Source organism: Pantoea sp. CTOTU50773 (assembly GCF_032082325.1).
Lineage (GTDB): Bacteria > Pseudomonadota > Gammaproteobacteria > Enterobacterales > Enterobacteriaceae > Pantoea > Pantoea communis.
On record NZ_DAMDQC010000023.1, the window covers coordinates 18,920 to 41,212 of the forward strand.

Annotated in this window: 22 protein-coding genes and 1 pseudogene; 3 read left to right on the forward strand and 20 right to left on the reverse strand. The window is 53.4% G+C overall.

The window, feature by feature from the left end; genetic code table 11:
* Positions 1 to 15 precede the first annotated feature (15 nt).
* From RT340_RS05845 to RT340_RS05860, 4 genes are all read right to left on the reverse strand, one after another.
* Complete coding sequence (locus tag RT340_RS05845; RefSeq protein ID WP_034826295.1) at positions 16 to 510, reverse strand: RcnB family protein; 495 nt, start codon at positions 508 to 510, stop codon at positions 16 to 18.
* A gap of 160 nt (positions 511 to 670) precedes the next feature.
* A complete protein-coding gene (locus RT340_RS05850) occupies positions 671 to 1,849 on the reverse strand; it encodes a serine hydrolase domain-containing protein (RefSeq protein WP_211729365.1) in 1,179 nt (392 codons plus the stop codon).
* Between the two features lie 147 nt (positions 1,850 to 1,996).
* On the reverse strand, positions 1,997 to 2,779 hold the full coding sequence (locus RT340_RS05855; protein WP_211729364.1) for a MetQ/NlpA family ABC transporter substrate-binding protein: 783 nt from the start codon (positions 2,777 to 2,779) through the stop codon (positions 1,997 to 1,999).
* Positions 2,780 to 2,797: 18 nt separating this feature from the next.
* Positions 2,798 to 3,814: an isopenicillin N synthase family oxygenase gene (locus RT340_RS05860; RefSeq protein ID WP_313374738.1), complete on the reverse strand. Its 1,017-nt coding sequence runs from the start codon at positions 3,812 to 3,814 to the stop codon at positions 2,798 to 2,800.
* 208 nt (positions 3,815 to 4,022) lie between these two features.
* Here RT340_RS05860 and RT340_RS05865 point away from each other — a divergent pair, with 208 nt between their 5' ends.
* On the forward strand, positions 4,023 to 4,700 hold the full coding sequence (locus RT340_RS05865; RefSeq protein WP_097118276.1) for a YecA family protein: 678 nt from the start codon (positions 4,023 to 4,025) through the stop codon (positions 4,698 to 4,700).
* Positions 4,701 to 4,837: 137 nt separating this feature from the next.
* Here the strand turns inward: RT340_RS05865 and RT340_RS05870 are convergent, their stop codons facing one another.
* On the reverse strand, positions 4,838 to 5,887 hold the full coding sequence (locus tag RT340_RS05870) for a DUF1176 domain-containing protein (RefSeq protein ID WP_097118275.1): 1,050 nt from the start codon (positions 5,885 to 5,887) through the stop codon (positions 4,838 to 4,840).
* A gap of 377 nt (positions 5,888 to 6,264) precedes the next feature.
* Here RT340_RS05870 and RT340_RS05875 point away from each other — a divergent pair, with 377 nt between their 5' ends.
* Both RT340_RS05875 and RT340_RS05880 read left to right on the forward strand, forming a co-directional pair.
* The gene (locus tag RT340_RS05875; RefSeq protein ID WP_160833957.1) at positions 6,265 to 7,410 is read left to right on the forward strand and encodes a helix-turn-helix domain-containing protein; all 1,146 of its coding nucleotides are present in this window, start codon (positions 6,265 to 6,267) and stop codon (positions 7,408 to 7,410) included.
* A gap of 5 nt (positions 7,411 to 7,415) precedes the next feature.
* Positions 7,416 to 7,907, forward strand: a pseudogene (locus tag RT340_RS05880) (DUF4411 family protein).
* Positions 7,908 to 7,944: 37 nt separating this feature from the next.
* Here RT340_RS05880 and RT340_RS05885 read toward each other — a convergent pair.
* The 15 genes from RT340_RS05885 to RT340_RS05955 all read right to left on the reverse strand — a co-directional run.
* A complete protein-coding gene (locus tag RT340_RS05885) occupies positions 7,945 to 8,274 on the reverse strand; it encodes a DUF1493 family protein (RefSeq protein WP_249221771.1) in 330 nt (109 codons plus the stop codon).
* 80 nt (positions 8,275 to 8,354) lie between these two features.
* Complete coding sequence (locus RT340_RS05890; protein WP_034826310.1) at positions 8,355 to 8,849, reverse strand: chemotaxis protein CheW; 495 nt, start codon at positions 8,847 to 8,849, stop codon at positions 8,355 to 8,357.
* On the reverse strand, positions 8,846 to 10,933 hold the full coding sequence (cheA, locus tag RT340_RS05895; RefSeq protein WP_211729360.1) for a chemotaxis protein CheA: 2,088 nt from the start codon (positions 10,931 to 10,933) through the stop codon (positions 8,846 to 8,848). Before cheA ends, RT340_RS05890 begins: the two co-directional genes overlap by 4 nt.
* Entirely contained in the window at positions 10,920 to 11,819 is a 900-nt protein-coding gene (gene motB / locus RT340_RS05900) for a flagellar motor protein MotB (protein ID WP_097118270.1), read from the reverse strand. The genes cheA and motB overlap by 14 nt, the downstream gene beginning before the upstream one ends.
* Entirely contained in the window at positions 11,816 to 12,709 is an 894-nt protein-coding gene (gene motA / locus RT340_RS05905; RefSeq protein WP_313374746.1) for a flagellar motor stator protein MotA, read from the reverse strand. The genes motB and motA overlap by 4 nt, the downstream gene beginning before the upstream one ends.
* Positions 12,710 to 12,792: 83 nt before the next feature.
* Positions 12,793 to 13,371 (reverse strand): flagellar transcriptional regulator FlhC, encoded by a 579-nt coding sequence (gene flhC, locus RT340_RS05910; protein ID WP_211729359.1) that lies wholly within the window; start codon positions 13,369 to 13,371, stop codon positions 12,793 to 12,795.
* 10 nt (positions 13,372 to 13,381) lie between these two features.
* Entirely contained in the window at positions 13,382 to 13,723 is a 342-nt protein-coding gene (gene flhD, locus RT340_RS05915; RefSeq protein ID WP_097118267.1) for a flagellar transcriptional regulator FlhD, read from the reverse strand.
* Between the two features lie 311 nt (positions 13,724 to 14,034).
* Complete coding sequence (gene fliA, locus RT340_RS05920; protein WP_097118404.1) at positions 14,035 to 14,763, reverse strand: RNA polymerase sigma factor FliA; 729 nt, start codon at positions 14,761 to 14,763, stop codon at positions 14,035 to 14,037.
* Between the two features lie 120 nt (positions 14,764 to 14,883).
* Positions 14,884 to 16,521, reverse strand: a complete 1,638-nt coding sequence (locus RT340_RS05925; protein WP_211729358.1) for a methyl-accepting chemotaxis protein — start codon at positions 16,519 to 16,521, stop codon at positions 14,884 to 14,886.
* Between the two features lie 50 nt (positions 16,522 to 16,571).
* Positions 16,572 to 17,468: a flagellar hook-associated protein FlgL gene (gene flgL / locus RT340_RS05930; RefSeq protein ID WP_160833950.1), complete on the reverse strand. Its 897-nt coding sequence runs from the start codon at positions 17,466 to 17,468 to the stop codon at positions 16,572 to 16,574.
* 11 nt (positions 17,469 to 17,479) lie between these two features.
* Positions 17,480 to 19,114 carry a flagellar hook-associated protein FlgK gene (gene flgK, locus RT340_RS05935; RefSeq protein ID WP_097118264.1) on the reverse strand — a complete coding sequence of 545 codons (1,635 nt, stop codon included), beginning with the start codon at positions 19,112 to 19,114 and terminating at the stop codon, positions 17,480 to 17,482.
* A gap of 74 nt (positions 19,115 to 19,188) precedes the next feature.
* On the reverse strand, positions 19,189 to 20,064 hold the full coding sequence (gene flgJ / locus RT340_RS05940; protein ID WP_211729375.1) for a flagellar assembly peptidoglycan hydrolase FlgJ: 876 nt from the start codon (positions 20,062 to 20,064) through the stop codon (positions 19,189 to 19,191).
* The gene (locus RT340_RS05945) at positions 20,064 to 21,173 is read right to left on the reverse strand and encodes a flagellar basal body P-ring protein FlgI (protein WP_211729357.1); all 1,110 of its coding nucleotides are present in this window, start codon (positions 21,171 to 21,173) and stop codon (positions 20,064 to 20,066) included. Before RT340_RS05945 ends, flgJ begins: the two co-directional genes overlap by 1 nt.
* A 7-nt stretch (positions 21,174 to 21,180) precedes the next feature.
* The gene (locus RT340_RS05950; protein ID WP_211729356.1) at positions 21,181 to 21,861 is read right to left on the reverse strand and encodes a flagellar basal body L-ring protein FlgH; all 681 of its coding nucleotides are present in this window, start codon (positions 21,859 to 21,861) and stop codon (positions 21,181 to 21,183) included.
* Between the two features lie 20 nt (positions 21,862 to 21,881).
* Positions 21,882 to 22,293 (reverse strand): flagellar hook-basal body complex protein (locus RT340_RS05955; protein WP_313374755.1); only part of this gene is annotated, 412 nt, incomplete at its 5' end.

A 22,293-nucleotide genomic window follows, 5' to 3' on the forward strand; every position in this document is an offset into this window, starting at 1 on the left:
CGCCGCGACAAAGGATTAACCTTTGAAGAAGATGTCGCCAGATTTACCCATCACAATCTTGCCGCTGTCGTCGGTGATCAGGATGTAGTTGGCATTGATATAAGCCCAGTGTGTACCAGGCTGCGGTGCTGGCAGGTGGCGTGGCTGCCACTCCACAATGGTGTACTGCTTTTTACGATACTCATCGGGTACCACATCACCGACTTTGTACTCTTTGTAGTCGATAATGATGGTATTCAGATCGTAATTATTTTGCCCGGCAGGGGCATCTTGCATCCCGTTCTGCGATGGGCGAATCGGTGCCACATCACCGCTGGATTCGGCTGGTTCATTGCTGGCCGGGGCATCCACTGCCGGAGCCTGAGTTTGTGCGTCGGGTGCGGTCTGCTGCACCTGAGGTGGCGGTGGTACGTTATCCGTTTGCTCGCCTTCAGCCAGTGCGGCTGGAGTCAGGCTCAAAGCGCCCAGAAAAATTCCTGCAGAAAGAAGGGTGACGTGTGTCCTGCGCATTGGTGATTTCCACTCTGGTTAATTATTAACTGTCCAATCTACTGACAAGTGCAGCACGCACAAGGTTCCCCCGGCGCGTTTTGCGCGTCAAATTTCGCTGCACAGCATACCTCAGCAAAAGCGACTTTTGGCGCAGTAAAATTGCAAGCAACCATGTTCGCTACTCTGCCTGATTCTTCTGTGCCAGATCCATCAACAGAGCAATACCCAGATAGTTGCTCCAGTTAAAGGCGTTCTGCAGCACCACAATGGCATTGCCATTTTGCTTATCAAATCCGATAAAGCTGGAGTAACCGCCAATGTAACCCACCTGGTAAGTGATTTTCTGATCACCATAGGTGTCTGTTACCCAGGCAATATTCTGAGACTGATTGCCATGTTGCTCGTAACCGTGATTGACCTGCGCAAAAGCCGCATTGATGGGTGCGCTGGCGTCATTGTGCAGATGCGCATCCAGATAGCGGATTAAATCACGTGCGTTGCTATACAAACTGGCGGCGGCCACCATGTTATTGCTGAATGCCCAATCCGGCGTCAACTCACCACGCGGAATCAGCTTTGGCTGGTCGCCCGCATGGCCCAGCGCACGCATCGGATAGCCACGCAGGCTTTGTGGTTTGAAGCTGCTGCTGGTCATGCCCAGGGGTTGGAACAGATTGCGTTGCGCCAGGCTTTCGATGCCCTGATGCAGACGATGCTTCAGAATATAGCCGAGCAGCGCATAGCCCAGATTGGAGTACTGCGCCGCGGGTTTTGCTGGTGCGTCAAAATCAGCCAGATAGCTCAGCACTGCATCGCTATCGAGGTTGCCGTAAAAATTCTCACCGCTGCGCAGATACGCCATAAATTTCATAAACATCGGTAAATCCATATCCTGACGCGGCAAGCCAGAGGTGTGCGTGACCAGTTGCAGCAGCGTGATGCGTTTTGCATCTTCACTGAGCGGCACCTCCGGCGGCAGCAGCGTAGCAAGCGTATCCTTCCAGCGCAGCTCACCGCGATCCACCAGCTCAATGATCACCTCCGCCGTTATGCCTTTGCTGAGCGATCCAAGCGCAAACAACGTATCGGGTGTGATCGGATAACGGTGTACCGCATCAGTGACGCCAAAACTATAAAACTGCGCAGGCTGGCGCTGATGGATAATTGCAATGCTGATGCCCGACACCTGCTTTTGCTGCATGTAATGCCGCACGATGTCATCGACGTTTTCATTGAAGGTCGCATGGGAGAGATAGACTTTATCGCCGACCGGCGCAGAAGTTTGTGACAGCGTGCCACAGGCGTTCAATAGCAAACTGAAGCACAACAGCAGCGATCGCGGAATGATGCAGCGCATCACCGATTATTCCTGGTGAAAGTTTTCATAGCAATTGATTTATAAGATATTTTTTATTTTTAGCAAAAAGTGCGATGGGTGTTTGTGGCGAAATATAACACAGAAGAGGTGAATCGCCACCTGCCAGAAACAGGTGGCGAGGCGGGATTATGGGTTGACCGGAATCACCGAACCTTGATAGTGCTGGTTGATAAATTCAGCAGTTTGCTTTGACTCCAGATCTTTGGCTAATTCGAGAATCCGCGGATCATGGGCCAGTTTTGGCGTCGTCACCAGCACGTTCGCATACGGATTATCTTTTGGCTGCTCCAGCGCCAGCGCATCTTTCGATGGCACTAACCCCGCCTGCAACGCGTAGTTACCGTTAATGATCGCCAGTTGCGCATCATCCAGTGCACGCGGCAGCTGTGGCGCTTCGATTTCAATGATCTTGAGGTGATGCGGATTGTCACTGATGTCTGCCGTCGTCACCAGTGAACTGGCGTTGCTGCCCTTGAGCTTAATCAGACCGCTATCCTGCAGCAGATACAGCGCACGGCTGAGGTTCGTGACATTATTGGGCACCGCGACCTGCGCGCCATCAGGCAGATCTTTCAGGGATTTCACTTTATGCGAGTAAATACCCAACGGCTCAATATGCACCGTCGCCACCACTGCAAATTTCTCCCCCAACGCTTTTTCTTGATCGCGCAAATAAGGCACATGCTGGAAGTAGTTTGCATCCACATCGCCGCGCGCTAACAGTTCATTGGCGTTAAGATTTCCGTTGAGCTCAATCACCTTCAGATCGAGCTTTTTATCGGTTTGTTTGATGTGGTTGAGGATTTCGCTGTGCGGCACCGGATCGGCCGCCACACGCAAGGCAGCTGCCGAAGCATAAGTGCTGAATACCGAGAGCAGTACCAGGGTTGCTATCACCTTTTTAGTCATGTGCTTTCCTTACTTTTATTATGATTGAACCGTGTTCTGGGCGTCGGCGTAGTAACGCGCTGCCACGTCGCGATGCGATCGCAAACGCCCTTTGAGATAGTTCCAGCCCACTTCACGCAGCAAGGGATTGGCGGGATCGCTGGTCGGCCCGTGCGCTTCTGCCGCCAGCTGCGGCGGTAATTGATAAATCGGCACTTCGGCATCCAGCTGTGCACCGAGGAAAAAGGCGATGGAAACACGCTCTTTGCGTGCAGGTGGCGATACCACACGGTGAACCGTGGCACGCAGATAACCATTGGTCGCAATCTCCAGCAATTCGCCGATATTCACCACAAATGCGCCCGGTTTCGGCAATGCATCCACCCAGTGACCCGGCATCACTTCAACCTGTAAGCCGGGCTGCTCATCCTGTAGCAGAAACGTCAGGAAGCCTGAATCTTTGTGCGCGCCGACGCCCTGCTGGCTGGCATCGCTGGCCTGGCCGGGATAACGAATCAGTTTCACATGCTCGTTGGGATGCGTGCCGTACAGTGCATCAAATGCATCTGGCGGCAGCGACAACGATTTGGCAAACGCACGCAACAGGCGCAGTGCAATCCCGGTCATCGCCTGCTGCCAGGCGTGGATCACTGGCCTGAGTTGCGGCAGCGTCTCTGGCCATAGATATGGCCCCTGCAGACGCTTCCAGGCGGGATCGCCCGCTTGTAACGCTAACGCCACACGTTCCGCGCCAATATCAAACTGCTCGCGCTGGTCGCGTTGCTCACGGGTATATTCCACGCCAGCCCGGTTGTAGCCGCGGAAATGCGGTGAGTGGATCATCGAGACACGCTGCTTCTCCTCATCCGGCAGGGCAAAAAACGCCTGGGTGATGCTTTGCACGTTCTGCAGCAACTGTGGATTGATGCCATGATTGATCAGGTAGAAAAAACCGACATCGCGCGCCGTGGTGCGCAGTTCGGCGAGATAAGGCGACTGATCAGCATCCGGGAGTTCCAGCAGTGCCAAATCCAGCACCGGCAATGTTTCTGCCATACAATTTGGTCCTTAACGCAGTAAAGTTCTGCGTTTACGCTGCCACTCGCGTTCCATTCCAGCCAATACTGTTGCGCAATATGTTATGGCGAATGATTTTTAGGAAAGCTTCAGCAATCTATATGCAAAAAGCGGTAAATCCGTGCCGCTTACCGCTATAATCGCGCCGTCAAAATTTTGCCTACCCGCACCGCACAGGAGATGCCGTATGAACCAAGGCCCGTTAACCGAGAAAGAACTGAACTGGCTGGAAGATATGCTGGAGAAATACGGCAATGAACAGTCGGTGGTGGATACTTCCGAGCTGGATGGCATGCTGACGGCTCTGCTCTCCGGCCCGAACGATATCGAACCGAGTGAGTGGCTGGTGGCGCTGTGGGGCGACAAGAAACACATTCCCAAATGGGCCAACGAGCGTGAAATGGATCGCTTTATAGCGCTGATTTTCCAGCACTTCAACGACATTGCTGAGCGTCTGGCTGATTTTCCGGATCAGTTTGATCCCCTGTTTGGCATGCAGGAGATGGAAGGTCAGGAGTTCACTGTGGTGGAAGACTGGTGTTATGGCTATCTGCGCGGCGTAGCGTTAGATCAAGATTGGGATCAACTGCCTGAAAGCCTGCAACCGGCGATGGCCGCCATCACGCTGCACGGCAGTGAAGCGGAATTGGCAAAGCGTGAAGCGTTCTCGCCAGAGGAGTTTGAGGCCAGCATTGACGCCATTCGCCCGGCGGCGCTGGAGTTGCATGAATACTGGCAGGAACAGCGCATGGCACAGCCCGATCCGGAACCCCAACTGCCACACTTCGCGGGCGAGAAAACCGGCCGTAACGATCCCTGCCCGTGCGGCAGCGGCAAGAAGTACAAGCAGTGTTGCGGTAAATAACGCCTCATCACCGTGAGAGGGCGCCAGGTCGCGCCCTCTCCTCAATCTACTTTCAATGCTGCAACTTCACTGAACCCAACTCAGGGCGTGTAGGGCGATTAGGCCCTTGTGCCGGCTTCACAAAATCTCACAACGCATTAAGAGGCGGGCTTCACCTCAGTGACCAGGGTCGGCAATTGCCATGCACCGCCAGCGCGAATCGCACGACACATGCCGGTGGTAGCATCACTGCTCTGCACGAAATCCTTGCCATCCCATACCCAGGCCGCTGTACTCCAGCAGTCGCCAATACCGCGGCCTTTCTGCGCCTCGGAAATCACGCCCTGGCTGTAATCGGAACCGGAATCGGTGATCAGCTGCGGTTTACCCTGAAATGCACGATCCATCAGCCAATAGCCATAGCCTTCGTTATAGGCACCGCGCCAGCACAGCGCGGCAATCAGCACATGCGTATCATCCACTGGCGTTAACGTGAGCGGCTCAGCGCCCTCTTCAGGTTGATCATCCGTAGGGTCCAGATTATCGCAGCTGTCGTCATCGGTCAGCGAAGCAATCAGCTTCGGCTTGAGCAACGCCAGTTCATCCGCACTCAACGGACGAGGCGCGGCTTTCTCAACTTTGACCTGCTGAATCACCGGCATTGCGACCGCCGCAGGAACACTGTTTTCAGGCTTATTGCCCTTGCGCACCAGCGCGCCAGGCGTACTCAGACGACCCTGTGCATCGTCCATCTTCAGCAGCGTGGCAAAGGCACCATTGCTGGAAAGCTCGAACGGCTCTTCGCCGCCGCGAAACTCCACTTTGCTACTGCCTTTGATGGCATTAATCAGCGCCAGCGTTTGCGCATCGGTCAGCGTCCACTCATCGTTCTCGACTTTGGTGACCTCGCCCTGCGCGTGATCATCAATCCACAGCGCCAGTGCATCCACTTGCCTGGAGTCATCATCGCCAGTATCGGCCAGCACCACGCGTCCATGGGTCGGTGCATTGGGCCCGCCCTCACGTGTGAGCAGGACTGAACCACCCGCGCCCTCTTCAGCGCTGTAACCCGCAGCGCGGCAGGTTAAGGTATTGTCGCAGGCGAGTTCCCAGTCTTTATGGCTGAAGGAGACGCCATCTTCATCTGCCAGCAATGGCACGCTCAAACTGGTGAGCAGCGCGAACGCCAGCAGCAATCGGGTTTTCATGCCATCACTCCATAACGGTAAAGGTGGCTAGTGTGATGATTTTTAGTGCGCGGGAGAAGTGAATTTTTTGCGCTGATAGGTTTTCCATGATCCTGCGTGATAATGACGCCACACCAGTGAATCGGATGCCCCGCAAGAAAATAAAACTCACTATTTCCTCTTTTTTTTTTAATAAGTGAACGGCAACTGGCGCGCTGATATTAGAGCAGAAAAGGAGTCTGAAGTGGCATGACCGCTGGGTTGATGGAAACATCGGCGTTAACGTCTCACGTAATGAGCCACATTGGCTTGAGTGGAACGCGTTATTTGGTCAGGTATTGAACGACTCAAAGCTTGCGCACATACTCTCATCACATTCATTGAACGCCCGATGCCTTATGACAATTGCCAATATTAATCCTGCCATGCTCAGTTGGTCCCGCGAACGGGCAGGTTTTACCCTGGATAAATTGGCACAAAAGTGCGGCATCAGCCTGGAACGTCTACAGGAATGGGAAAGTGGCCAGCAACCCTTAACATTCAATCAGGCAATGGCGTTTGCTGGCAAAGTACATGTTCCCTTTGGCTACCTTTTCCTGCCCCATCCTCCCGAAGAACAACTGCCCATCCCAGACTTGCGCACAATTGGCAGCAAAGGGCCACTGCGCCCAAGTGCTGAATTGATCGACCTGTTGAAAGTTATGCTGATGCGCCAGGAATGGTACAGAGAGTACTTACAGCAACAGTTAATTGCGGCACCCAATATTAGTGGGCGTTTTACCGTCGGCAGTTCAGCTAACGCGATAGTTGAGGATATGCGCCACAAGCTTAATCTACCGGCGCACCCAACACGCGGTACCTGGGAGAGCTATTACAATGAATTGATAAAGCGTATCGAAGATCTCGGTATTCTGGTAATGCGAGCGCCTTATCTCAATCATCATACGCGTCCTTTCAACGTGGATGAGTTTAGAGGATTCGCCATTGCGGATGATTTTGCTCCCATTATTTTCATAAATCATGCAGATACACCCGGCGCTCGACTATTTACGTTAATTCATGAGCTTGGTCATATCTGGATTGGACAATCCGGTGTTTCTGATGGAGGCACATCAACTCACAGACAGGAAGAAATCCTGTGCAATGCCGTTGCTGCCGAATTCCTGGTTCCGGCGAGTGAATTCCTCTCTTTATGGAATACCTATAAGGAAAACTGGCGCGAAAATCTTGCCCCGCTGGAAGGGCATTTTCATGTCAGTTGTTGGGTCATCGCCCGCAGAGCTTTGACACTTCAGTTGATTTCCCATGAGGATTATCAGCAATTTATCCAAGAGCAGAAACTTGCCCATCAACAGCGCAGTAAAAATGATAGCGGCGGTCCCAGTTATTTCAGAACGAAGAAGGCACAAATAAGCCCCTCTTTTTCTCGTGCTGTCTTAAGCCAGGCACTGAGTGGTCAAATGTTATTACGTGAAGCCAGCGATTTGCTGGATGGTATGCAGCCTTCCAGGCTATCAAAATTTGCAGAGGAGATGGGGCTTTGAAATATTTGCTGGATGCAAACACTTATATCATGGCGAAAAACTTTTATTACGGAATGGATATTTGCCCCGGCTATTGGGAATGGCTGGATAGACAGTTTGCATTCAACATTGTCGGCAGCGTAGACATGATCGCCCGCGAATTACGAGACGGAAATGATGAGCTATCAGACTGGGTAAAAGCGAGGCCTGCACATTTCATTGCTAATGATGATCATGATACCCAGCTGATTTTTTAGCAAATAGAGGAAGGTGTAATGAAAGCCGATTTCAATCCAGGGTCACGCGATTTATTTCTGGCAAAAGCTGACCCATGGATTATCGCAAAAAGTAAAAGCATCGGGGCTACCGTTATCACGCATGAACTTCCTCTGCCTGCCAACGCACGCAAAGTGAAAGTGCCCAATATCTGCCGCCAATTTGGTGTTCCTTGCATGACCACATTTGAGTTTTTAAGAAAGCTCAACGCGCGTTTCGTGCTGGAACGGCACGATTATTAACCGCAACTGCACGTGAAGTGATCGCGGGGCGTTGGTATTACTCATACAGCCAACGCCCTGCTTTGGCGGATTCAATCAGCATACCCAGGGTAAAGTCCGGCACCACCGGGACTTCTCGCTTATTGAAGGGATTCAGGATCTGCGCCAGTGACGGTTCTTCCGGATAGTAGGTATCAATCATAAATCCGCCGCGATCCACCTCGAATTCGCTGAAGAACTCGTCCATTAATGCCTGCGCTTCTTCGCGCTCGAAGTTAAGATCGGTATCGATATCGATCTGTGGCGTCAGCGTTTTTTGTTTAAACAGATAGACGCCGTCGTAGCGACGTACTAATTCGTAGATACGCTGGTCGATTTCGTCGGTCATGATCCACCTCCTGTTAAACGAGCGGCTATTCTGCCATGCAATCTCATCCGCCTGGTAGCGTAAAAGATAGCGCGGTGCCGCTACGCTAACGCATCGGTCACAGCATCCATGGCATCCAACTCCTCACGGCTTAGCAGTTTCTCAATATTCACCAAAATCATCATACGATTATCCACCACACCCAGACCCAACAAATAACGGCTGGAAAGCGCTGCCGAGACATCTGGCGTGGGTTTGATCTGCTCGTGATCCAGTGACAACACGTCCACCACGCCATCCACGACAATACCGACAATGCGGTCGCTGAGATTCAGCACAATCACGACGGTGTTCTCATTCTGGTGAACCACCTGGAGGCTGAACCGCACGCGCAAATCTACAATCGGCACGATGACACCGCGCAGGTTGGTCACACCGGTGAGAAAGTCCGGCGCATTGGGCACGCGCGTCGCCCGGTCGCAGCCACGGATCTCCTGCACTTTGAGAATATCGATGCCGTACTCTTCATCGCCGAGACGAAAAATCAGATACTCCTGCGCTGCCGTATCACTCTGAAGCGCTTTCGATAATGTCATGCTGCTACCTCCTGTTGGCTGACACGCAGACGGTCAGCGTTTTCCTGTGGATGCGCTAAGGTTGCCAGCTCAACCACATCCAGAATCAGCGCCACGCTGCCATCACCGAGAATGGTGGCAGCAGACACGCCGGTCACTTTGCGATAGTTTTGTTCGAGGTTTTTCACTACCACCTGCTGCTGGCCAATCAGTTGATCGACCCACAGCGCGTAGCGGCAGCCGGCACTCTGCACAATCACCACGATGCCGTTATCACTCGGGGCTTGCCCGCTTACCGAAAAACGCTGACGCAGCATCACCAGCGGCAAATACTCGCCGCGCACCTGCAGCAAACGTTCGTCACCCACATAGCGGTACAGCATCTCCTCCTGCGGCATCAGCGATTCCATCACCGCACCCAGCGGCAACACATAAATCTCCTCGGCCACTCTGACCAACATGCCGTCGAGGATCGCCAGCGTCAGCGGCAACAGGATGCGCACTGTGGTGCCCTTGCCCTGCCGCGATTGCACTTCCACATGGCCGCCCATCGCCAGAATATTTCGCCGCACCACATCCATACCCACGCCGCGCCCGGAGACATCGGTGACACTTTCTGCGGTGGAGAATCCGGCGGCGAAGATGAGCATCCACACTTCGTCATCGCTGAGCGTGTCGCTAATGCTCATGCCCTGCGAGCGCGCTTTGGCGAGAATTTTTTCCCTGTTCAAGCCCGCGCCATCATCCGTTACTTCGATCACGATATTGCCGCCGTGATGTTCAGCGGAGAGCGTCAGATTGCCGGTGCCCGGTTTGCCCTGGGCAATGCGCTGTGCTTTGGCTTCAATGCCGTGGTCGAGACTATTGCGCACCAGGTGAGTCAGCGGATCGATAATGCGTTCAATCAGGCTTTTATCCAGCTCGGCGGAACCGCCTTTCAGCGTCAGCTCAATCTCTTTGTCGAGACGCGAACCGAGATCGTGCACCAGACGAGGAAAACGGCTAAAAACGTAGTCCATCGGCATCATACGAATCGACATCACCGACTCTTGCAGTTCACGCGTGTTGCGCTCCATTTGCGCCACGCAGTTGAGCAACGCGTCATGATTGGCGTTATCCAATGTTTGGGTGAGCTGAGACAGCATTGCCTGGGTGATGATCAGCTCGCCGACCTGATTAATGATTTGATCGACTTTGCTAACGGCAACACGAATGCTGCTGGATTCCTGGCTGGCCGCACGCGGCGCGGTAGAAGGCGTGGGTGCCGGGGGTATAGACGTGGCCGTAGACGTGGCTGGCGCCGGAGCAGTAGAAGTGCCCGGGGACGCGGTTGGCGCCGGAGCAGTAGAAGTGCCCGGGGACGCGGTTGGCGCCGGAGCAGTAAGCGGCACCGTAGATGTCGGCGCAGAAGGTGCAGCCAATACGGAAGCCGTGGGCTCGGGTTCCGCAGTCAATGTGGGGGCAGCAGGTACGGCGACCACCGGTTCAATAGCGATCTGCGTGTCATTCAGCACAAAACCAAGCACCGCACGAATATCGTCGGCTGGCGTAGCGGTGGCGAGCACCACTTTCAGGCTTTTCGACGTCTGCTCCTGATGGCGCAGCGATCCGAGGTTTTCCAGCTCTTGTCTGAGCAGCGTTTGTTCGCCTTCTTCGACATCACTCAGCGTAATGCATAATTCAGCTTCAGCGGCATCACCTGCTATCGCAGCTGGCTCGGCAGCCTCAAGCGCAATCTGCCGCAGGGCTTCGCAGATGTATTGAAAGCGCGCCTCATCGGGCGGCTGAGACGCGCGGTACGCGGCAAGCTGGTTTTGCATGATGTCTTTGCTCTCCAGCAACAGCTGAACCGTTGCCCGGTTAAGCCTGCGTTCACCGCTGCGCGCCTCATCCAGCAGGTTTTCCAGCAGATGGGTGGTTTTCTGCAGCGCATCAAAACCAAAGGTACCCGCCCCGCCCTTCAGCGAGTGCGCGGCGCGAAAGATGGCATTGAGCTGCTCAATATCGGGCGCGGCAATATCCAGCTGCAACAGGTGCAGTTCCATCTCTGCCAGCAACTCTTCAGCTTCACTGAAAAATATCTGCGAAAAATCATTCAATTCCATCGGAGTGTCCTTCAACAGGCTGAATGGAGGCATCCTGCAATAGGGCATCAGGGTGCTGCGCGAGGGTATTTTCCATCTGGATCTCCTGCTCTTTCATGTGGCTGAGGACAAGAATGCTGATGCGGCGATTACGCGGATCCTCTGGTCTACTTTCTTCCAGCGGCATACGGCTGGCGGTGCCAATCACCCGCAGAAAACGTTCATCCGCCAATCCGCTATGGGTCAGCACGCGTCGCGTGGCGTTGGAACGTCCCGCTGACAGTTCCCAGTTGCTGTATCCACTGACACCGCCCGCGTAGGGCAGCGAATCGGTGTGGCCGGTCAAACTGATCGCATTCGGCAACTCGTTGAGCAGCGGCACCAACGCCTCCAGAATGCCCAACATGTAGGGTTCGGGCTGCTCGCTGCCCAGCTTGAACATCGGGCGCTGTTGCGAATCGGTAATCTGAATCAGCAGACCATCCTGCGTGAGCGTCAGCAGCAGATTTGACTGGAAATTATTCAGTCGGGGATCGGTGGCAATCATCTGCTGCAGTTTCTGTTTTGCCCGCTTCAGGCTCTCCATCTGGCGCTTTAACGCATCCAGCCTGCTTTTATAGACTTCGCCCTGCTGTTTAATCAGATCGTCCCCGCCGCCGGGAATGACGCTGTCGCTGAGGCTGGCTTTGTTGCCCTGCGCCAGCGTGGTTTTTAACGGGGTGCGAAAGTAATCGGCAATCATTTCGCGTTGCTGCGCGGTGGACTGCGACAGTAGCCACATCACTAAAAAGAACGCCATCATCGCGGTGATGAAATCGGCATAAGCGATTTTCCACGTCCCCCCATGATGCGCATGTTTATGCTTTTTACGGCGGCGAACGATGATGACCGGGCTGCCGTCCTTCATGCGCTGGCGTCCGACGGCTTCATTTTGCTGGCGTTCGATTTCACGCTACGCACGTGCTCTTCCAGCTCTTCAAAGGAGGGGCGTTCGCTGGTGAAGATGGTTTTGCGACCAAATTCCACCGCAATCTGCGGCGCATAGCCATTTAGGCTGGAGAGCAGCGTGACTTTGATGCACTGCAAAATTTTGACCTGATCGCTGCTCTTCTGTCGTAGTAGCGTGGCGAGCGGCAATACAAAACCGTACGCCAGCAGGATGCCAAGGAAGGTGCCGACCATGGCGTGGGCGATCAGCACGCCCAGCTCGGAGGCCGGTCGATCGGCGGCGGCCAGCGCATTCACCACCCCCATCACCGCCGCTACGATTCCGAAAGCGGGAAAGCCATCACCCAGCGTGTTCATGCTGTTAGCCGGCACTTCCAGCTCCTCTTCGCAGGTTTCAATCTCTTCATCCATCAGCGCTTCGATTTCATGCGCATTCATGCTGCCGGCGATCATCAGGCGAAAATAATCCAGCACGAAATTTTTTAGCATGGGGTCATTGAGCAGACGCGGATAGGCGCTGAAGATCTCACTGCTTTCCGGTTCTTCAATGTCCTTCTCCAGCGACATCAACCCTTGCATGCGACTCTTCGACAGCAAGAGGAACAGCAAAGCCATCAAATCCATGTAAATCGCTTTGCTGTAGCTGCGGCCAACAAACAGCTTTACCAGCGCTTTGCCCGTGGCCTTCAGCGACTTAATATTGTTGCCCACCAGAAAGGCACCCATACCCGCGCCACCAATGATCAGCAGTTCGATAGGTCGAAACAGCGCGGCCATTTGACCGCCAGCGAGCATAAATCCGCCAAACACTGTTGTTATAACAACAAGATAGCCAAAACTAACTAACAAGATTGCTCCTTGTATTATTGATAGCCCGCGCCAGACTGGCCACGGGCGTATGACTTTCTTGTCACTGAAATAGGGCTAGCGCCTCAGGCAATGACCGGCATAAAAGTGGCGGCGGCCTGAATGTGCCGTTGATTAACGTGGTCAACCTGAGATTTTTTACTGGCGCGTGAGGGTGGGCTGCACAAACTGCAGGTAAAGGGTTTCTTGATGTTCTCGGTGATCACCACATATCCCCCCTGACAGATCCGGCACGCTTTACGGGAAATAATGCCGCACTCAATAAAGCGAACTAACGTCCAGGCGCGCGTCAGACCTAATATGGGCTCCTCATGACTCTGACCGTAACACTGTTCCAGATAGAGCCGATACGTTTTCATCAACACGTTAATCGGCGGACCTTTTTCCGTCACTTTCAAATACAGGTAGATGTTATAAAACATCGACGAGTGAATATTCTGTTCCCACGACATAAACCAGTCTTCGGAGAAAGGCAACATGCCTTTCGGTGGTGGGCATCCACGTAACTCCTTATACAAGCGTAATAGTCGTCGTCGACTTAGAGATGTCTCAGATTCTAAAACCTGCATACGTGCTCCGAGAGAGATCAACTCCATGGCGATTTGAACGTCATGCACTTCCTGCAATAAATTTCTTTCACTCATTCTCGCCCCCTTAATCCACAGCCATAGGTTCTTTATTAATTGAATTAAGCAAATCCGTCGACAAGATAATGCCGGTGTGAATTTTCTGCAGAGCCTCAATCCGCGATTCTTTCGTGAGATTCTCAATCAAGACTTCATCATCAATGCGTAAGCGGCAAATTAATTGATTGGTCGAGGCCAGCTTCATCAATTGGGGTAACGTCAGCGCCTTCAAATTATCAGTGGTAGACTCCGATAATCCAAGGCGAAAACCTGCCGCAAATTTATCCTGTCGAATTAATTGTTGCGCCAGTAGAAGGTAAGATAAATTCATATCGTGGATATGCTGAAGATACTCATCAAAGTCAGACATTGATAACACCTTATATTTATCGTGCAAAGCAGAGGTCATTAAGAGAGGAATATCCATTCCCCATGTGATGCTGATAATCGTGTGGTCGTAGGGTGAACATTTTTGTGACTATCGATCATCCCAACAGCCGACGATTGAGCCGCATCCAGCAATGAAAAAATGATAGCCATCAGAAATTTCCGTAACAACACGTCAGAAAACCCTCACATGAAAAACCCAACTAACCAAATGATTAATAACGATAATAATATTATTAATTGTTATTAATTATCGATGATGTCCTTTTACAACTTTGCAGGTGCTGCATCACTTTAGATTGCTCCATCATAATCCATTCGACTACGCAAACGTTTTATTGCCAGACTGTGAAGTTGACTCACTCGTGTTTCCGTAATGTCGAGAAGTAAAGCAATCTCGCGCATATTGAGATCATAGTGATAATAAAACTGTAAGATGCGCTGCTCCCGCTCAGGAATATAACGTACGTAGTCAGCAATACGCTCAATCAAATCCTCCTGAATAGAGTGATGCAGGGGGTTCAGCAAGGCATGTTCTTCATCAGCTTGTTCCCAAAGATCGGCATAATGCTCTTGCAATTCATCCATGGAAAAAAGTTGGCTGTTGTTATTATCTGCCAGCATCTGTTGAAAATCCCGCAGCGATACGCCCATTCGTTCGGCAATATCTCTTTCACTGGCACTGGCGCCCTGCTCCTGTTCAATTATCTGGATAACCGCAGATATCTCACGCGAATGGGTTCTGACCCGACGCGGCACCCAATCACGTTCTCGCAATTCATCGATTAACGCCCAGCGCACGCGTTGTGTAATCCAGGCGCTGAGCGTGACACCTTTCTTCGCGTCATAACTGTCAACCGCAGCAATAAATCCTATCGCACCTGCCTGAATGAGATCATCGAACTCGACGCTAGCCGGTAATCTTTTTTGCAGGCGTAACACTTCCTGCCGCACCAGATAATGGTAGGTTAGCCACAGTTCGTTTTTATCATTCAGACCGGATGCATTATATAACCTATCCATATTGCCACCCATCTGATAGTCTTGTTATTAATTATCAGCTGAGCGTTATTATTTATATAGCGCAATAAGCTCTTAGTACCTGGGCTATTTAATCTCTTTATTTCACTAATGGATAATACGTTAGAACGATTCCCACTGCGTATTCTCTTTTTCCGATATCAGATCCTGATGGCGGTTATTCACTTTATTGACCAAACGAGCCGGTTGTGCGGAGCCTTCATGAGTTAACACAAACTGTGCCACCAGCTTCTCCAGCGCGTCGGACTGCGCTTCTAATCCACCAGCCGCCATCGCGGCTTCTTCCACCATCGCCGCGTTCTGTTGAGTCACCAGATCCATTTCGTTTACCGCCTGCGAAATCTGGTTGATACCGGTGCTCTGCTCATCTGACGCTGAGGTAATTTCCCCCATAATCTGCGTCACCTGCGCCACCGAGCTGACGATATCCTGCATCACGACGCTGGCCTGTTTCACCTGGCGCGATCCCGTATCCATATTGCTGACGCAGGTGTGGATCAGCTGATTGATCTCTTTGGCTGCATCAGCGCTGCGCCTGGCGAGGTTACGCACCTCTTCAGCCACCACCGCGAAACCACGTCCCTGTTCACCGGCGCGTGCCGCTTCGACTGCGGCATTCAGCGCCAGGATATTGGTTTGATTAGCAATGCTGTCAATCACGCCGTTGATATCGGCGATTTGGCGCGAGCTGACGGTGATCTGCGCCATGATCTGCTCCAGACTTTGCATCACATTGCCGCCCTGCTGCGCATTGTCGCTGGCACTAACCGCCAGCTGGCGCGCGGTGTGGGCGTTGTCGGCATTCTGCCGCACCGTGGTTTTGATCTCCTCCATACTGGCGGCGGTCTGCTGCAACGAGGCTGCCTGCTCCTCGGTACGCGCAGATAGATCGCTGTTGCCCTGGGCAATTTCCTGCGCATTGGTATGAATGTGCTGCACACTCTCACGAATACTGAGAATGGTGCCGGTCAGCGACACGCGCATTTGTTCCAATTCGCTCAGCATAGTGCCGATTTCATTGGCGCTGCCGATCTCGACGCGGCGGCTCAAATCACCTGCCGCCACGCGTTTCAGTACCTCAACCGTGCCTTCCATACGACGCACCAGCGTCTTGCGCAGCCAGATACGCACACTAATCAGTAAGAGTGCCGCCAGAACGGTAACGCTGATCCCAATCACCAGCATGGTGCGGTAATTGCTCGCCGCGTGGCTGACATACTCCTGATTCTGCTTAAAATTAATCTGGTTATAGCCCTCAATGCGTTGATTCAATGTGGTGCGCAACCCCAGTTCACTTTCCAGTGAACCGCGATAACTCTCCTGGCGCTGGAGCTGATCCAGTTTAATCTGCACCACGTCATACACCGCTTTAAAAGCGGTGTTCACCTCTTCAGCGACTTTGGTTTCCTCTTCGCTGTTGAACGGTGAGCTCATAAACTGCTGCATATCTTCTTCAGCGCTTTTCAGGATCAGCGCCGTGGTTTGCAGCAGCGTTGGCGAGGCCGTTTCTCCCTGCGCCTGCAGCAGCATAATGCCGTTGGTGTTAGCCAGTGCTGCACTGATGTTATAGGCAGCATCGCGCATCTGATTATTACTATACGAGGCGATCTGTATTTTATTAAAGTTCTCGTTATTGGAATAAGCGTTAAATAGCGAAAAAGTGACGGTAGAAAAGAGGACGACAGCAAACATCACGATAATCAAGCTGACCGCAGTGTAGATTTTTATTTTATTAAACATAGGATTTACTCTCGCGCTACACGATGATATTGAGAATCAGAAAGGTAAATTTATAATTTATTGAACAAGTTCATTTTTTGCATCGACTGAAAGACCATCATCGACGCATTTAACGCATATTCAGACATCTTAGAATCCATAATTAACGATGTCATGGTGCCGTAATCTGCGCCAATCGCATTTTGTACTTTGACGATGGTGTCATTGATCAAACTCTCACCGCTTAAATCGAGGCTATCAAGTTGCTGCAGATGGGTGCCCAGTTCAGCCTGCGCTTTGCCCAATCGATCCATGCCTTTGTCGACCGCCTGGCTGGCAGCGCTCAGGGCTTTCTCCAGTTCGTCTCTGTCGATAGGATCACGGCTCAACTCCGCCACCGCCTTATCCAGATCGGCAAAGATGTCACCAAATACCGCATCGCCCAGTCGGCTAACCGACATGCCAGTGCCATCTGCTACGGTTTGCTGGCGCGCTTCGCTACCGCCCTGATAATTTCCTGCCGCATCAAAGGGTGCAGTATCACTATGATAACCCGAGAAAATATAGCGTCCCTGACTGTCGCGCGTATTAGCAAGATCAAATAAGGTGCCGCGAATGCCGGATAACTCTTTTCCCAGCGCAGCGCGGTCTTCTGCGGAATAGGTATCGCTTTTCGCCGCGATGATTTTCTCCGTCAGGCTGGTAGTGATGATACTGCCGACGCTGCTGAGAATACTCTCCTCGTGCTCCATGGCACTGCGCGCGCCGGATCGCACGCTGCGGTACAACTCCAGTTTTGCCAGCGCGTCCTGGTTTTTTACCGCGTCGGTGGCACCTTGCGGATCGTCTGATGCGCGTAACAGTGATTTACCTGCCGAGAGGCGCAAGTAAATATTGTTATTCTCACTCACACGCTGCGACATACTTTCCGCATTCTGTTTGAACATATATAAAGTGCTTAATCGCATCGCTGACTCCTTTATTTAATCGATAGCAGCGTGTCAAATAACGTGGTGGCGGTTTGCAATATTTGACTGTTGGCCTGGTAGTACTGCATAAACATCTGCATATTCACCATCTCTTCATTCATATCAACGCCGCTAAGCGACTGTTTGGTGTTGAATTTGTCATCGAGATCTATTTTGGCCGATTCCAGTCCGGAATTAACCGCGCGCGCATTGGAGCCGATGGTGCCAACCAGTTGGGTATAGGCATCGGTGAGCGTATTTTTGCCGATCAGTTTTTCATCCTGAATTTTCAGCATCAGTTCCAGATTTTTGTTATTGGAACTGCCGCCAGCAGGATCATCAGAGGCGGCAAATTTGCTGGCGCTGTCCAGGGCACGGCCAATCCCTTCAGCAGCACCGGCCATCGGATTGAGGCTAAAGCTGTCGCCCGCATTCACGCCAGCAGGTAGATCGATTTCCACGCCGTCAAATGACAGCATGCCGCCCGTCACCGTCGCCGGAACCGTGCGACCATCCGCACCTGTAACATGCCAGTCTGTGCCATCAAAGCTGACGTTATAATCTTCGGCATTCACCGCTTTGTAGTCGGTAACACGGATGGAATCGAGCCGGCCGCTGCCGGTGTTTTGGCTATTAGCGAGGGCTTTGATCTCCGGCAGCGAGAACAGATCCTGACCGGGATTGCCGTCCGCATCGAAGCCCGCATGGTGCTGTTCGTTTAAGCGGCTCGCCATCATAAAAGCGATATGGTTCAACTCATTGCGCGCCACCGCCAGATCGTCATTACGGAACTTAAATAATCCGGCGAGACGGCCTTTGGTGACGCTGGTTTCACTCAGTGGCTCAGGCTTGCCATTGTGACCCACGTAAGAGACCACGGTTTTATTGGGATCGCTGGCTGACGGCGAGGTTTGTAACTTATAGGCGCGATCACCGGCGATAAGGGGGCGCCCATCAGGCAGAGTCACATCCACACGGCCCGAGGCTTTGTCTTCAGTGACCTCAACACCCAGCTGTTCGCTGAGCTTTTCCAGCAAGCCATCGCGTTGGTCCAGCAGATCAGCGGGGGGATTACCGCCCTGCGCCTGCACTCGCTCCAGCTGTTTATTGATATTGGCTAACTGGTCGCTGTAGCTGTTGATGTCCTTCACGCTCTGCTCAATGTGCGTGTTGGTGCTTTTCTCCAGCCCAGTGAGTTTTTTACCGCTGTCGTTAAAGCGCTGCGTTAATACACCCAGCGCACTAAATAGTGCGGAACGCGCTGGCCCATCAGAAGCATCACCGCTCAGCGTGGCCATGGCCTTGAACAGATTGTTAAGTGAAACCGAGACGTTGTCGGATTCGTCGCCGAGCATGTTGTCGATTTCAGACAGTTGCTCCTGTCGCCCTTTCAGCCCGGCCCAGTTGCTGATAGAGCCGCGCAGTTGTGAATTGGCAAATGCGTCATAAGCGCGATCGACGCCATTCACCTGGGCACCGTAACCAAAAAAGCCCAGCGAGGTATTCATGCCGCCTGATTCACCAATCAAAATATTGCGGCGGCTGTAGTTGTCGGACATGCCGTTAGTCAGATTACTGCCCACCACACTCAGGGCCGCCTGACCGGTGCTTAAACCACTTCGGGCTAAATTAAACAGGTTGTTCATCGCTATCCACCGCTTGTCTTTGAGGTTGCTCTCTACCTTTCATCGGTGATTCGCCGATTCTCTAAAACACCGGATTAAAATATTTTCGTCAGATCACTTTGATAGGCGGCAGCAGGTTGTTGCAGCGTGGTCTTAACCTTATTAATCAGCGAGATAAGCTTTTGCGCATAAGCGGGATCGGTGGCATAGCCGCTGGATTGCAGGGCGCTAGCACCCTGCTCCGCTGAGGTGGCGCGCACCACTGACTGGTAGCGCGCGTTGTGGCTTAACAGCGCGGCATAATCGCCCAGCCCCTGCTCGTAAGAGTCATAGACGCGAAATACCGCTTTTACCTGCTGTTTCACGCCATTGATGTATTCGCTGGTGGTAATTTCACTGGTTTTTCCCCGCCAGCCCGCGCTGGCTTTAATGCCAAACAGGTTATGACTCCGGGAACCATCGGCGGCCGGAATTTCACGCTGGCCCCAACCCGACTCCAGTGCCGCCTGCGCCACGATCAAATGCGCATGCAGGCCGGTTTGCTGCGCCACCCGCTGCGCAGCAGGCAGTAAGCGTGCGATAAAGGGATGTGTGCTTTCAGTCTGAGGAGAAAAGGCCAGCGGCGCAGGTAAGCGCAGTGGACCACTGGCGCGGCGCGGCGGCGGGATCGGGGAGCGCATATCGCCACCACCTGATTGCCGTACAATCATTTCGGCAAATCCCAATTGGCCACTGCGGGCGATTTCCTGCGCCACCTGCTGGTCGTGCATCGCAGTAAACATGTCAGAAGCCGCGCTGTGCATTAGTTCATCTTTGAAGGTGGCATCGCGCATGCTCTTCATCATCATCTGCACAAAAATGCCTTCCATCTGCTGTGCAGCAGCCTGCAGCGCTTCAGGTGAGGAGCGCTTTGCTTCGCGCTTGAGCGCATCCAGCGAACGCAGATCAAATGCCGGACGATCGGCGATCATCATTCGAACTCCAGACGCGCGCGCAGGCAGCCCGCATTTTTCATCGCCTGCAGTATCGCCATCAACTCATTGGGCGTAGCGCCTAAGGTATTTAACGCTCGCACCACATTGTTAAGATCGGTGCTGCTGCGTACATTTTGCAGCGCACCGCCGCTATCACGCACCGAGATATCCGTTTGCGGCGTCACCACCGTTTCACCGCCGGCAAACGGCGTGTTGGGTTGGCTGACCACATTACTTTGCGCCACTTCCACCGACAGCGATCCATGCGCCACCGCGCAGCTCTCCAGCGTAACGTGGCGATTGATCACCACCGATCCGGTACGCGAGTTGACCACCACTTTGGCATCCTGCACCGCCACGCGTAGCGGGATGTTCTGGATATTGGCGAGAAAGCGCACGCGGGAAGGGCCATCAGCGGGCGCAAACAGGCGCACCGTGCGCGCATCTTCCGCGATGGCCGCCCCTCCGCTGTAACGCTGATTGATGGCATCGCTGATCTGCTGCGCCAGCGAGAAATCGGAGTGATTCAGCTGCAAGCGCACCACGCTCTGCTGAGCGAAATCATTCGGCACTTCACGTTCAACGGTGGCACCCGCACTGATTCGGCCGCCATTGAGTTGATTGACTTGCACGCGGCTGCCGCCTGCCTGCGCACCCGCGCCGGAGATCAGCACGTTGCCCTGCGCCATGGCGTAGATTTGGTTGTCGGCAGCCTTCAGGGGCGTCATCAGCAAGGTGCCACCGCGCAAGCTTTTGGCGTTGCCCAGTGAAGAGACCAAAATATCCAGTTTTTCACCGGGTCGCGCAAACGGCGGCAGCTCCGCCGTCACCATTACCGCCGCGATATTTTTGAGCTGCATATTGGTGCCGGGCGGCACCGTAATACCCAGCTGCGACAGCATGTTCGTCAGGCTTTGCCCGGTAAACGGTGCCTGCATGGTTTGATCGCCGGTGCCGTCCAATCCCACCACCAGCCCATAGCCCATCAGCGCGTTAGAACGCACGCCCTGCACGGTGGCCAAATCGCGGATACGTTCGGCCTGCGCGGCGGGCAGCACGCTAATGCACAGCAGGCTGACAATAAAAACAACAAAGGCTCTGTTCATGGTGATCTCAGAAAGGGGAAAGGTTGAGAAACAGGCGTTGCAGCCAACCCATGGTTTGGGCTTCATTGATGTAGCCATCGCCGACATATTCGATGCGTGCATCCGCCACCTGCGTGGAAGGCACGGTGTTGCTGCCGCTGATGGTGCGCGGGTTCACCACGCCGGAAAAACGAATGAATTCGGTGCCTTGATTGATGGCGATCTGCTTTTCACCCACTACGCCGAGATTGCCGTTGGGCAGCAGTTGATTCACCGTGACAGTAATGGTGCCAGTGAACGTATTACGCGCCGCCGCACCGCCTTTGCCGCTGAAATCATTCTTGCCTTTGGCATCCAGATCCCACTTGCCGTCACCCAGCCAGCGGTTGAGTTTGTCCGGCACCGACAGCAGCTCCATGCCCGCCGAGCCATTACGATTGGCGTTGGCCGACGCGCTTTTGCTGGCGCTGACGTTTTCCTGCAATAGGATGGTTAAGGTGTCACCCACGTTGCGCGGGCGCCGATCCTCAAACAGCGGCTGATAGCCGTAATTCATGCCCTGCCCCGCCGTAAACAGCGAACCGCCGCTGGCGAACGTTGCCATCGGTAACGGAGCGGCCGAAGTCGGCCCCGCTACTAACGGCTGCTGTAAAATATGTGCACAGCCGCTCGCCAGCAGCGCGGCACTGACAATCACCACACGTCGCATGTTGATTCCTGTGTTGAGCACTACAGCTGCGTGAGGCGTTGCAGCATCTGGTCAGAAGCCGATACCGCTTTGCTGTTGATCTCATAGGCGCGCTGCACCTGGATCATGGTGACCAACTCTTCCGCGACGTTGACGTTGGAGGTCTCAACGTACGTTTGCTTTCGCGAACCGGCATCTTCCATGCCCGGATTCAGCTCGTTCGGTGCGCCAGATGACTGGGTTTCGCGGTACAGATTGCCGCCCACGCTTTCCAGCCCGGCTTCGTTGATAAAGGTCGCCAGGGTTAGTTGGCCGATTTGCTGTGGCTGCGCCTGACCGGGCTGCGTCACGCTGACGATGCCGTCATTGCTGATCGACAGGGTTTTCGCATCCGGCGGGATCACAATCCCCGGCTGCACCGGATGACCCTCCGCATTCACCAACTCACCGTTC

Bases quoted from the DNA above. Each gene is read 5' to 3' on its own strand.
- fliA (WP_097118404.1), bottom strand. From the start codon at position 14,763: ATGGATAGGTTATATAATGCATCCGGTCTGAATGATAAAAACGAACTG.
- RT340_RS05870 (WP_097118275.1), bottom strand. From the start codon at position 5,887: ATGAAAACCCGATTGCTGCTGGCGTTCGCGCTGCTCACCAGTTTGAGC.
- flgJ (WP_211729375.1), bottom strand. From the start codon at position 20,064: ATGATCGCCGATCGTCCGGCATTTGATCTGCGTTCGCTGGATGCGCTC.
- flgK (WP_097118264.1), bottom strand. From the start codon at position 19,114: ATGAACAACCTGTTTAATTTAGCCCGAAGTGGTTTAAGCACCGGTCAG.
- RT340_RS05875 (WP_160833957.1), top strand. From the start codon at position 6,265: ATGACAATTGCCAATATTAATCCTGCCATGCTCAGTTGGTCCCGCGAA.
- RT340_RS05850 (WP_211729365.1), bottom strand. From the start codon at position 1,849: ATGCGCTGCATCATTCCGCGATCGCTGCTGTTGTGCTTCAGTTTGCTA.
- RT340_RS05845 (WP_034826295.1), bottom strand. From the start codon at position 510: ATGCGCAGGACACACGTCACCCTTCTTTCTGCAGGAATTTTTCTGGGC.
- RT340_RS05865 (WP_097118276.1), top strand. From the start codon at position 4,023: ATGAACCAAGGCCCGTTAACCGAGAAAGAACTGAACTGGCTGGAAGAT.
- flhD (WP_097118267.1), bottom strand. From the start codon at position 13,723: ATGTCTGACTTTGATGAGTATCTTCAGCATATCCACGATATGAATTTA.
- RT340_RS05855 (WP_211729364.1), bottom strand. From the start codon at position 2,779: ATGACTAAAAAGGTGATAGCAACCCTGGTACTGCTCTCGGTATTCAGC.
- RT340_RS05925 (WP_211729358.1), bottom strand. From the start codon at position 16,521: ATGTTTAATAAAATAAAAATCTACACTGCGGTCAGCTTGATTATCGTG.
- RT340_RS05950 (WP_211729356.1), bottom strand. From the start codon at position 21,861: ATGCGACGTGTGGTGATTGTCAGTGCCGCGCTGCTGGCGAGCGGCTGT.
- RT340_RS05945 (WP_211729357.1), bottom strand. From the start codon at position 21,173: ATGAACAGAGCCTTTGTTGTTTTTATTGTCAGCCTGCTGTGCATTAGC.
- RT340_RS05885 (WP_249221771.1), bottom strand. From the start codon at position 8,274: ATGACCGACGAAATCGACCAGCGTATCTACGAATTAGTACGTCGCTAC.
- flgL (WP_160833950.1), bottom strand. From the start codon at position 17,468: ATGCGATTAAGCACTTTATATATGTTCAAACAGAATGCGGAAAGTATG.
- flhC (WP_211729359.1), bottom strand. From the start codon at position 13,371: ATGAGTGAAAGAAATTTATTGCAGGAAGTGCATGACGTTCAAATCGCC.
- cheA (WP_211729360.1), bottom strand. From the start codon at position 10,933: ATGGAATTGAATGATTTTTCGCAGATATTTTTCAGTGAAGCTGAAGAG.
- motB (WP_097118270.1), bottom strand. From the start codon at position 11,819: ATGAAGGACGGCAGCCCGGTCATCATCGTTCGCCGCCGTAAAAAGCAT.
- RT340_RS05860 (WP_313374738.1), bottom strand. From the start codon at position 3,814: ATGGCAGAAACATTGCCGGTGCTGGATTTGGCACTGCTGGAACTCCCG.
- RT340_RS05890 (WP_034826310.1), bottom strand. From the start codon at position 8,849: ATGACATTATCGAAAGCGCTTCAGAGTGATACGGCAGCGCAGGAGTAT.